This is a genomic window from Streptomyces longisporoflavus (assembly GCF_014649775.1).
GTDB lineage: Bacteria > Actinomycetota > Actinomycetes > Streptomycetales > Streptomycetaceae > Streptomyces > Streptomyces longisporoflavus.
Genome location: NZ_BMTR01000165.1, coordinates 1 through 514, shown reverse-complemented (window position 1 = coordinate 514; position 514 = coordinate 1). Strand labels below are relative to the sequence as shown.

Sequence of the window (514 nt, the reverse complement as noted above, 5' to 3'; positions counted from 1 at the left end):
GCCGGTGCCGTCGGCGGACTCGGCGAACGCCTTGACACGGCCGTCCGCCGCGAGGCCGCGCTGACGACTGAACTCGATGAACGCACCCGGCGTCGACATCACGGACACGCCACCGACCAGCGCCAGCTCGCAGTCGCCCTGGTGCAGCGCGTTCGCTGCCAGGTGCAGCGCCACAAGCGAGGACGAGCACGCCGTGTCCACTGTCACGGCGGGGCCTTCGAAGCCGTACGTGTAGGACAGGCGACCGGAGATCACGCTCGCCGAGACGCCGGTGCCCGCGTATCCCTCGACCTCCTCCTGCGCGGCCATCAGGAGCGCCGCGTAGTCCTGGCCGTTGGTGCCCACGAAGACGCCGGACCGGCCGCCACGGAGCGAGTTGGGGTCGATGCCCGCGCGTTCGAAGGCCTCCCAGGAGGTTTCCAGGAGCAGCCGCTGCTGGGGGTCCATCGCCAGCGCCTCGCGCGGGGAGATCCCGAAGAAGGCGGGGTCGAAGTCCGCGACACCCTCCAGGAAG

At 71.0% G+C, this 514-nt stretch carries 1 protein-coding gene; it reads right to left on the bottom strand.

Features of this window, described 5'->3' with window-relative positions; translation table 11 throughout:
- Positions 1–514 (bottom strand): beta-ketoacyl synthase N-terminal-like domain-containing protein (locus tag IE226_RS43865; protein ID WP_190087116.1); only part of this gene is annotated, 514 nt, incomplete at both ends.